Origin of the sequence: Paenibacillus alginolyticus DSM 5050 = NBRC 15375 (assembly GCF_000422905.1) — a bacterium.
Taxonomy (GTDB): Bacteria; Bacillota; Bacilli; order Paenibacillales; family NBRC-103111; genus Paenibacillus_E; species Paenibacillus_E alginolyticus.
Map to the genome: position 1 here is coordinate 19,678 of NZ_AUGY01000097.1, position 9,969 is coordinate 29,646.

Below are 9,969 nucleotides of genomic sequence, written 5' to 3' on the forward strand. Positions count from 1 at the left end.
TGTCATTTTCGAATAGTCGACTTGCATACAATGAATCTGAAGCGGAGAGCTTTACTTATTTATTGAACTTCGCCATCGTCTTTTCGAATGACTCACTCAGACTGAACAGCATGGCTTCGCAGGTGAGGTCCAGTACCTCATCTATCGACTTCATCTCATCTTTGGAAAAGTTAGATAAGACATAATCGGCAATATTATAGCCGGGTGCAGGTCTGTTCACACCTACTCGAATGCGATTGAAGCTTTGCGTCCCAGCGTGTTGAATAATGGATTTAATCCCATTGTGACCGCCAGGGCTCCCCTGATAACGGAGTCGAATTTGACCGAAGGATGTATCCATATCATCATAAACAATCGTAACGTCTTCCAGTTTCGCTTTATAAAAGTCCAAGAACGCTCGCATGGATTCGCCCGAAAGATTCATGTAAGTCATCGGTTTAAGTAAATATACCTTCGTACCATTTACCATACCTTCGCCTAGAAGCCCCTTACTTTTATTTTGAAAAGAAGTAATACCCCATTTGGCAGCAAAACGGTCAATGGCCATGAAACCAACATTATGTCGATTCATCTCATATTGTTTTCCCGGATTACCCAGTCCAATAAAACATTTCATCTTCTTCTAAGTCCTCCTAAAGTTAAACTAAAAAATCCTTTGCGGATCCATCATCTAGAGGTTATTGTTTACCTATACAAGGATTAACGACTCCGTCGTCCTTCTCGGACGAGCACGTTCCGTCAAGGTAGATGCGGAGCAAAAGTATAAAACTTATACTTTCTTATCTACTGAAAAAAGAACCATCAAATTTAAAGCTGTGGGTGAATCAGTCCTATGTATCTAAATGGTCAACAGCTTTCAACCGATCTTCATTTTCAAGATCATGCTGAATCCTGTATTCCCGTCCAAGTATACTATCAAAATGTACATAAGGATATAGGATTCATTGAAATCTACACTCTGTATTTTATCAAAGTAAATAATACATTCTACAACAGGAATACGCATGTATTTCTTTCACGACCCGGATATTAAGCGCTTGCATATCAGCAAAAAAGGATACCCTCCACATATCGGTGAGGGTTCCTTGTCGTTTATTCGGACTATACCGGCTGTCCTTCAGTCGCAGCCTCGTTCGAGACTTCCGCTTGTCCTACCTTCTCTTCATTATTGGCCGGCTCTTCTACAGGAGCCTCTTTCTGAGGTGCAAGTACCGTGAGAACCAAATCATTAGAGTCAGATTTCACTTCAATCCCCGCAGGGACGGAGAGCTGGTTTACTAGTATGTTGTCTCCGAGTCCAACGTTCGAAATGTCTACCTTGATCGAGCTTGGTATCTGATTGGGCAAGCACCGTATCTCCAGCTCATGCATCTGAATCTGCACAATACCGCCTTCTTTAGCCCCCTCAGCCTCACCAATAAATTCCAAGGTAACGACCGTTTTAACAGGCTCATCCATATTAATTTGATGAAAATCGATATGAAGCAGCCGCTCTCTTTTTAGTTTGTCCCGCTGAATCTCGTTGATCATCACCGGCTGCTTGCCGTTGCCGTCTGGCATGTCCAAATCAATAATCGCATGCGGATTTTGGCGGAGCAATGACATCAGTTCCTTCTGGTCAACTGTAATGACCGTAGAGGCAACCTTCTGGCCATACACAACTGCCGGCACTCTGCCCTTAGCACGCAGTTGTTTAATATCTGATTTCGTTGTTTCTTTGCGGGATTCCGCTTTTAATGAAAATGCCATAAGAAAAAGAACCTCCTAAGGGTTTTGCTCAGCACCTTGCTTGGGTAAGCAGTGCTAAGTGGGTAACAGCTAGTTCATAGCCTACCCAACCTCAAGAAGTTCCATCCAATTTCATCCTCACAAAGTGAGATTTACCGTTCCTAGATCGTGAATTTACACTTTGTTCTGTTTATTTTCCTTCTTCGCTTTTGCTCGCGCTCTAATTTTATCAGCATAGCCGGGCTTGTTGGATTGTCTCTCACGGGCAATCGCTAGATCCCCATCATCTACGGAATGTGTAATTGTAGAACCTGCAACAACATAAGCTCCCTTGCCGATTTTCACAGGAGCAATCAAATTCACATTACTGCCCACAAAGGCATCGTCGCCAATTTCCGTTAAGCTTTTATTGAATCCGTCATAGTTTACGGTAATCGCGCCGCAGCCGATGTTTACATTCGTACCAACAACCGCATCCCCTACATAGCTTAAATGAGAAACTTTTGACCCCTCACCCAGCGTAGCGTTCTTAATCTCAACAAAGTCACCAATTTTCACTTGCTTCCCAATATTAGCGCCAGGTCTCAAATAAGCAAACGGGCCTACACTAGCCTCATTATCCACGTAGGCCTCCTGAAGGACGGATTGTTTAATCGTAACCTCATCCCTAACCGTCGAGTCGATAATTTCCGTTTGCGGTCCAATTGTACATTGTTCCCCAATAACGGTTCGCCCCCGCAAAATAGTACCCGGCAGAAGAACGGTATCCATGCCGATGGTAACATCTTTTTCAATATACGTATTAGATGGATCTACAATCGTAACCCCGTTCAGCATGTGCTCACGGTTAATACGCGCTTTGAACAACCGCTCGGCTTCAGCAAGTGCCACACGATCGTTCACACCGATCGACTCTTCGCTGTCCTCCATGCAGTAGCCTTGAACTATTTCTCCTCCGCCTGTCATAATCCCAATGACATCAGTCAAATAGTATTCATTTTGCGTATTATTGTTCGTAACCGACGCTAAGGCCTTGAATAGTTTCCGATTATCGAAAATATAAGTACCTGTGTTGATCTCCTGAACAGCTGCTTCCTCACTACTGCAGTCCTTCTGCTCAACAATCCTTGCTACTCGGCCATCTTCTCCGCGAATAATACGTCCATAACCATGCGGCTCATCGAGTTTTGCTGTCAGAATTGTCGCAGACGCTCCAGATAGCTCATGCAGCTCAATGGTGCTCATCAAGGTGGCTTCCGATATCAACGGTGTATCGCCGCAAATAACAACCGTCATTCCTTCCTCTTCGCCAAGAGCTTCCTTCGCTTGAAGAACAGCATGACCCGTTCCCAACTGTTGCTCCTGTAACGCGTACTCCACTCGATCTCCCAGATGTCCCTTCACGGCTTCCGCCCCGAATCCAACAATGACTATTGTTTTTGTTACTTCTATATGCTGAAGCGTGTCCACAACGTGTTCCACCATTGGCTTACCTACAACCGGATGAAGCACCTTGTACAGCTTCGATTTCATGCGTTTCCCTTGTCCTGCGGCCAGTACAATCCCCATGAGTTTCAACTATCATCCAACCCCTTTGATATAAATAGTCACACATTACTATATGTATAATCGATGAGTTCTCCACCAAATATAGCATCAATACCACCTAAAAGAAAAGAGAGCCCGAGGGCTCTCTTAATAATCTGAATTATGCGCCTTCTTCTATTACCTCTTCTTCTACAGCCGCGCGATCGTATTCAGCCAATACGGCCGCTTGAATTTTCTCGCGTGTTGTGGAAGAAATCGGATGAGCGATATCACGGAATTCACCATCCGGTGTTCGTTTACTTGGCATAGCCACGAACATCCCATTATTACCGTCGATGACACGTATGTCGTGAACGACGAACTCGTTATCAATGGTAATGGAAGCAATCGCCTTCATCCTCCCCTCGGAGTTGACCCGGCGGAGTCTTACATCTGTAATTTGCACTTGTGTTCACCACCTTTTTCCATCTCTGAGACTTGGGTGTAATATTCCACATCGTCGTGCAAATTCCTTCTTCTTTTTTTGAAATTTTCGATAATTTTATACAATCTTAATGTTACTGTTAAATTTCGACAGAAATCACAGCAATTAACTCAATTTCGACAAAAACATCACGGGGTAATCTAGCCACTTCGACAGTGGATCTAGCCGGTTTATGGTCTCCGAAGTAGGATCCATAAATATCATTCAGCTCTGCAAACTGATTCATATCCTTCAAAAAGACAGTTGCTTTCACAACTTGATCAAAAGATGAACCCGCTGCTTCAAGCACACCCTTCAAATTGGCGAACACTTGATGGGCTTGTTCCTTGATTCCGCCCTGTACAATCTGACCATCCAAGCCAAGTGGAATTTGTCCGGAAGTAAAGAGAAGGTTACCTAGCTTTACCGCTTGTGAGTAAGGTCCGATAGCAGCAGGTGCTGCAGTTGTTGAAATAAGTTCCATCGTTTACGAATCTCCTTTTTTACTGTCAAAATAGTTACCTGGCTCTACCGTGATTTGTTTGGTCTTGGAATCTACGCCGTACAAACGAGCAAGCGATACGTAGTGATCGACCAAATGCTCTTCAACCTCACAAGACTCCATGAATACACCAACACCCTGAACCGAGGCTTTGAATTCCGCTAACAAATCCATCATACCGTGGATCGTACCGCCAACATGCATGAAATCATCAATGATAAGCACCTTTGACTCTTCTTTCAGAGCACGCCTTGCGAGTGACATCGTCTGGATCCGTTTGTTTGAACCTGAAACATAGTTGATGCTAACCGCTGATCCTTCCGTCACTCGACTGTCCCTGCGGACAATCACAACGGGCAGATTCATATAAGTTGCCGTCGCATACGCGAGCGGAATGCCTTTCGTCTCTACCGTCATAATCACATCAATATCACGACCAGCGAAAGCGGATGCAAATGTCTTGCCAATTTCATTCAAATATTGAGGCTGCCCCATAATATCTGACATATACAAATAACCGCCTGGAAGAATCCGTTCTGGCTGCTGCAGTTGTAAACAAAGGTTCTGTATAAATTTCAGAGATACTTCCTTAGGCACCTTTGGTGAAAACTTCACACCTCCGGCAGCACCCGCAAGCGTATTCAGCTCGCCTAGTCCTTCTTCTTCAAATACTTCCTTGATGATCGCTAAATCTTCACTTATGGAAGATTTAGCAGAGTTGTAACGCTCGGCAAAAGTCGTTAAAGGGATTAACGAATGGGGGCGGAATAACAAATATTGCGTCATTTCCACCAGCCTAGCGCTCCTTTTCAACTTTTTCATCGCACTACCCCCAAAAATCCGAATATTATATTGAAAATATACCATTTTTATACGTATTTATTCAAGCTTCTCATGAAAATTATATTAACATAAACTTAACATCAATATAACACATCAAATGGATATGGTGAAGCCATCGTCCAACCCTCTATGCAATGAAAAAGAGCCCTTCGCGGGCCCTGCTACGTCCTACTTCATCTACGTCAACATCCTCACAGCGTAAACATCCTTACAAAATCCACGCAGCCCATTATAAATCCGGGGCACCTTCGCTTCCTTGGACACGAGACCGAATACCGTCGGCCCGCTGCCCGACATCAACACACCATCCGCACCAAGCCTCTGCATGCATTCTTTGAGATGTCTCACCTCGGGATAAAGGTCCAGCGTCACTTCCTCAAGCACATTGCCAAGGCTTCCGCAAAGCAGATCGAATCGCTTCTCCCGAATCGCGCCCAACACACCCTCCGTCGAAGGGTGATTCTTAATCTCCCGAGCATTCAGCTTTCCGTAAATCTCCGATGTGGACACATTAATAGGCGGCTTCGCGAGTACGACCCAGCACTGAGGCGGCGAGACGATCGGTTCCAGCTTCTCTCCGCGCCCTCTAGCGACCGCCGTTCCTCCCGTTACACAGAAAGGTACATCCGAGCCAAGCTCCGCTCCAAGCACTTGCAGCTCTTCCATAGGGATGTTTAAGTTCCAAAGCCGATTCAAACCTCTAAGCGTCGCTGCCGCATCGCTGCTGCCTCCTGCTAGACCCGCTGCCACGGGGATCTGCTTGTCCAAATGGATGTAGACGCCCTGTTTGACGTCGTATCGATCCTTAATAAGGCGTGCCGCCTGAAAGGCTAAGTTCTTCTCATCCAGCGGAATATACCCCGCCTGACTGGAAATGATGATGGTGTCTCGCGAAAGCTCCTGCATTTCGATCCGATCTGCTAGATCAACCATCGTCATGACCATCTCAACTTCATGGTAACCGTCCGATCTTTTATGTAAAACATCAAGGGATAAATTGATTTTAGCCGGTGCTTTTTCAAAAATCTTCATCAGATCACCTTCTTTTGCTCGTTTGCCGTTAAAATATTATAACAAAAGCGCAAAAAAAAAGCTAAAGCATTCGCTTTAGCTGTAATAGGGACGCTATTCTGCTTGCGTTGCCTGCTGCGATCCCGCAATTAAATGATTTGAAACTGCCGTATTAGGTTGCATTGGATTAGAAGTTCTATAAGTATTTACATCGGTTGAGTTCTGCATGTAGGAAGCTGGTGTATAGGTAGATTGCATTTGCTGCGTTCCACTGTATTGGTTCTGATTAAAGCTCGATTGAGGCTGCGAATAGGGTTGTGGGGAAGAAACAGATGGATATGTGGATTGATTATAATACGACGGAGTGTAGCTAGACGGATTGGAAGCAGGTTGACTGTAGTTGGTTTGATTGTAATTTGGCTGACTATATGTTGATTGCGTCGTTGAATGCATCTGATTGACGGAAGAAGCTGCAGGGTTATACTGTTTCACCAGCTGTTCCTGAGCGATTTGGATCGCCCGCTTCACCATATTCCCTGCATCCTTTGTTCGGATGCCCTCCCAGCCCTCACGCTGCACAACATCATAAAACCCTAGATCTTTAGCTAATTCATATTTAAAGCTTTCGGACATGATCCCTCTTCTGCGACTCATACATGGAACCTCCTTAAAGTTTTGCTATAGTATGCCCAACCGGGTAAGGTCCATACAAATGCAAAAACAGACCCTCTGGGTCTGCTCATATAGGAATGCATTAAGCTAATGTTGGATGTAGGTGATACGAACCTGTCCATCGTCATTACACACGGTAACTTCAACGGATTCGGTAAGGATATCGGCGTAGCTGTACGACACTCGTTTGAAGGCGTGGGATTCTTGATCTAATTTCACAATAAACACAGAAGGGTAGGTTTCTTCTAAAACACCAGAACGCTCGACAGTCTTTCGACGGCCACCATTCGCTCTTAACATGATCTTCTGCCCAACGTGGGGCTCCAAACTGCGTTTGATCTCCAACAGCGCATTTTTTGCCATTGTCAACTACCACCTCTTTCCTAGTTTATTATAACCGATTCAGACAGGCATGTCAAACGAGGTCAAATATTATATCAGCACCACATTCCTGTTGTCAACGGCATTTTCGTTTAATTTTCGAAATCCCCCTCTTACAGGTTGTCTCCAAAGTTCGCAAATTATTCACACTTTTCCACTAAAAAAAAGAACACTTACCCCATCATCCTCCTCCAAGGAGTCGAATGACAGGTAAGTGCTCTACTGCATACCGTATGTTTTGTCGGTTCATGTCGCTTTATATGTCCAAAAAGAACATTTAAACATAATCTTCCGTATGCTGAATCCCCGGAACCCCCATGCGATAGCTCCCTCTTGTCTCTACCCCGCCCAAACCATCCAATCCTGTCACCGTCAATTCAACGATATCTAACATAGATATGGTATCCTTCACAGAAGTATACGACAGCTTAGCGGCGATACAAAGCGGATCTAGGGCGTGAATGAGGATACGAGAAGGAGAACTCGCAAAATTAGCTCCAGCCCTTAGCAAGGCCTCAAAATGGGACTGACAAGCACCAGCTATAATAATCATGGAGTCCCGGTTGCGCTCATACTGCCTAGCGATCTGCACGGCATTCACAAAGTTTTGTGAATTCTTATAGCTGGAAAGGCTGCTTGGACCTCCACTTTTACGATGTTTAAGTATTCCGTCATGACCTGTAACGACTACAATATCTGGCCTAATTTGGGGAAGCAGCCTGTGAAGAGCATCCGCCATTTGTGCTTCAGGAACATAAAATCCCTCGGCTGGCACTCGCAATTCCCCATAGATCTGCATACTTTTACGCAAGTAAGTTGGATCACCGTCTAGGTGAAGCACTTTGCCAGGCACTTCGAAGTAGCTTTTATCGATATTTTGTTTATGGTTTATTGAGAGTTGGTTCTTCTCCTGCAGCTGCATCTGGGATACCGCCAGACGCCGGAGCGACTCCCGAAATTCGGGTGAACTCGATCGCGGATGATCCATGACATCTGCCGGATTTGAAATGGTCAAATCGACTAGAGGCGCATCCGCGAGCAGCCTATAATCCACACCACGCAGGATAGCCTTCAGCTGCTCTATGCGCTCAATCTTAAACATGACGTCGCCGCCATAGGATTTACGGGTAACATAGTCTCCTTGCCTCATCGCACAAATCCCCTCCTAGGGGTATCCTATGGCGGGACTAGGCATTTGGTGCGGGTTATTTACAGCCGTGCGCGCGAAGAGCCGACGACAAGCGCGCGAATTCTTCCATACTGAGCGTTTCGCCGCGACGCGAAGGCTCTATGTTAATGCCGAGCAGCAGCGCTTCCAGCTCAGGCTTGTTTTCTTTCGTGAAGAACCTAGCAGCTAGGTTATTGTAAAGGGTTTTGCGCCGCTGGACGAAGGACGCCCCAACAACGGCGAAGAAGAAGTCCACATCCGCCACCTCGACCGGCGGGGTTTGGCGCACACGCAGCCGGATCACGGCGGAGTCGACGTTCGGCTGCGGCACGAAGACGGTGCGCGGCACGATCGTAACAAGCTCCGGCTCGCAGTGGAACTGCACGGCAATGCTGAGGCTGCCGTAATCTTTGGTGCCCGGGCGAGCCGCCATGCGGTCGGCCACCTCTTTTTGAATCATCACGACGATATTCTCCAAGGGAAGCTTCTCTTCGAGAAGCTTCATGATGATCGGCGTCGTGATGTAGTAAGGCAGGTTGGCGACGACACTGACACCGTCCATGCCCTCGAAGTGCTGCCGGAACAATTCCGGCAGGTCGGTCTTCAAGATGTCCCCATGGACAACGGTAGCATGGGGATAGGGCTCCAGTGTCTCGTCCAGGATGGGCAGCAGACGCTGATCGATCTCGACGGCCAAGACGCGGCCAGCGAGCTTGGCCAGCTGCTGCGTGAGCGCCCCAATGCCGGGGCCGATCTCAAGCGCAGCCTTGTTCGGCCCGAGCTCAGCGGCCATGACAATCTTGCTTAGGATATTTTGGTCAATTAGGAAGTTTTGCCCCAAGCTCTTTTTAAGCACCAGACCATTTCTCTTGATAATTTGTTTCGTTTTACTTGGCGTAGCCACGTCATCGGCTGTTACAATCACTTCATTGTTGGGTACATTCATGATATAGACCTCATTATCTATAGGTTCTGGAATTCACACTCTTCATTGTCATTCAAAATCATTCAAAATCAATTAAAATCATTCAAAAGAGCATTGAAACTCTGCGCCAAATCTCATGCATTTTTTCTAAGTGGCATCTTACTGAAATTCGGTATGCATAGTCTTGTAAGCTCATGAGAGTGCTGTATGAAATTCAGTTGAAAATGTTGCAGAAAGTGCAACAATTGCTGCTTAAATCCCGTCTGTATTTCTAGAATGTTGCATTTGGTACAACAATTGATACCTCATTCAGGGTTATTTCCACAAATAGGAAAGAAATGTTGTGCGAACTGCAACTTCAAGATGCAAAATAGCCTTTTGGCGTATGAATTGTTGTAGAAAATACACTACCGATGCTAAAAAGCTGACATGATTAGTAAGTCTTCACGTATAAATACAATTACTTAAATATATTGTATTTATTACCATTTTGTTTTTCTGGGTACAAGCCAAAAAAGTAAAGACTACAGAAAATGACGCGTTTTTACCATTAATTTACATTTTATTCTTGTGTCTCCGCTATTCTCTCACTATGATGCGCTGTGAACTTAGCCGTTCTTTTGTCTTGCTCGTCTTCTGTCGACCCTTTGAAGTTCTACTTGGCGGGCGAAAGACAGCATTTACAAAGTTAGACCAGCTATCATAGAAATAGATTCGCAATAACTTTA

The 9,969-nt window shown here is 45.5% G+C and carries 10 protein-coding genes and 1 pseudogene; all 11 read right to left on the reverse strand.

Annotated features, from left to right (window positions below):
* Positions 1-55: 55 nt before the first annotated feature.
* On the reverse strand, positions 56-616 hold the full coding sequence (gene pth, locus G519_RS0131210; RefSeq protein ID WP_029197997.1) for an aminoacyl-tRNA hydrolase: 561 nt from the start codon (positions 614-616) through the stop codon (positions 56-58).
* A 485-nt stretch (positions 617-1,101) separates the two neighbouring features.
* Positions 1,102-1,749: a 50S ribosomal protein L25 gene (locus tag G519_RS0131220; protein ID WP_029197998.1), complete on the reverse strand. Its 648-nt coding sequence runs from the start codon at positions 1,747-1,749 to the stop codon at positions 1,102-1,104.
* A 153-nt stretch (positions 1,750-1,902) separates the two neighbouring features.
* Positions 1,903-3,306 carry a bifunctional UDP-N-acetylglucosamine diphosphorylase/glucosamine-1-phosphate N-acetyltransferase GlmU gene (gene glmU / locus G519_RS0131225; protein WP_029197999.1) on the reverse strand — a complete coding sequence of 468 codons (1,404 nt, stop codon included), beginning with the start codon at positions 3,304-3,306 and terminating at the stop codon, positions 1,903-1,905.
* A gap of 130 nt (positions 3,307-3,436) precedes the next feature.
* Positions 3,437-3,721 (reverse strand): septation regulator SpoVG, encoded by a 285-nt coding sequence (spoVG, locus tag G519_RS0131230; protein WP_028557369.1) that lies wholly within the window; start codon positions 3,719-3,721, stop codon positions 3,437-3,439.
* A 118-nt stretch (positions 3,722-3,839) separates the two neighbouring features.
* A complete protein-coding gene (locus G519_RS0131235; protein ID WP_029198000.1) occupies positions 3,840-4,223 on the reverse strand; it encodes a RidA family protein in 384 nt (127 codons plus the stop codon).
* Between the two features lie 3 nt (positions 4,224-4,226).
* A complete protein-coding gene (gene purR, locus G519_RS0131240) occupies positions 4,227-5,063 on the reverse strand; it encodes a pur operon repressor (protein WP_029198001.1) in 837 nt (278 codons plus the stop codon).
* A gap of 198 nt (positions 5,064-5,261) precedes the next feature.
* Complete coding sequence (gene ispE / locus G519_RS0131245) at positions 5,262-6,116, reverse strand: 4-(cytidine 5'-diphospho)-2-C-methyl-D-erythritol kinase (protein WP_029198002.1); 855 nt, start codon at positions 6,114-6,116, stop codon at positions 5,262-5,264.
* A 462-nt stretch (positions 6,117-6,578) separates the two neighbouring features.
* Positions 6,579-6,749, reverse strand: a pseudogene (locus tag G519_RS48530) (small, acid-soluble spore protein, alpha/beta type); the annotation flags it as partial.
* Positions 6,750-6,854: 105 nt separating this feature from the next.
* On the reverse strand, positions 6,855-7,130 hold the full coding sequence (gene veg / locus G519_RS0131255) for a biofilm formation stimulator Veg (RefSeq protein ID WP_028557365.1): 276 nt from the start codon (positions 7,128-7,130) through the stop codon (positions 6,855-6,857).
* Between the two features lie 295 nt (positions 7,131-7,425).
* On the reverse strand, positions 7,426-8,298 hold the full coding sequence (gene yabG, locus G519_RS0131260; protein ID WP_029198003.1) for a sporulation peptidase YabG: 873 nt from the start codon (positions 8,296-8,298) through the stop codon (positions 7,426-7,428).
* A 55-nt stretch (positions 8,299-8,353) separates the two neighbouring features.
* Entirely contained in the window at positions 8,354-9,262 is a 909-nt protein-coding gene (gene rsmA, locus G519_RS0131265) for a 16S rRNA (adenine(1518)-N(6)/adenine(1519)-N(6))-dimethyltransferase RsmA (RefSeq protein ID WP_036634448.1), read from the reverse strand.
* Between the last annotated feature and the right edge of the window lie 707 nt (positions 9,263-9,969).

Excerpts from the sequence above, each read along its gene's own strand:
- pth (WP_029197997.1), bottom strand. The coding sequence starts at position 616 with ATGAAATGTTTTATTGGACTGGGTAATCCGGGAAAACAATATGAGATG.
- G519_RS0131220 (WP_029197998.1), bottom strand. The coding sequence starts at position 1,749 with ATGGCATTTTCATTAAAAGCGGAATCCCGCAAAGAAACAACGAAATCA.
- G519_RS0131235 (WP_029198000.1), bottom strand. The coding sequence starts at position 4,223 with ATGGAACTTATTTCAACAACTGCAGCACCTGCTGCTATCGGACCTTAC.
- purR (WP_029198001.1), bottom strand. The coding sequence starts at position 5,063 with ATGAAAAAGTTGAAAAGGAGCGCTAGGCTGGTGGAAATGACGCAATAT.
- ispE (WP_029198002.1), bottom strand. The coding sequence starts at position 6,116 with ATGAAGATTTTTGAAAAAGCACCGGCTAAAATCAATTTATCCCTTGAT.
- veg (WP_028557365.1), bottom strand. The coding sequence starts at position 7,130 with ATGGCAAAAAATGCGCTGTTGGAGATCAAACGCAGTTTGGAGCCCCAC.
- yabG (WP_029198003.1), bottom strand. The coding sequence starts at position 8,298 with ATGAGGCAAGGAGACTATGTTACCCGTAAATCCTATGGCGGCGACGTC.
- rsmA (WP_036634448.1), bottom strand. The coding sequence starts at position 9,262 with ATGAATGTACCCAACAATGAAGTGATTGTAACAGCCGATGACGTGGCT.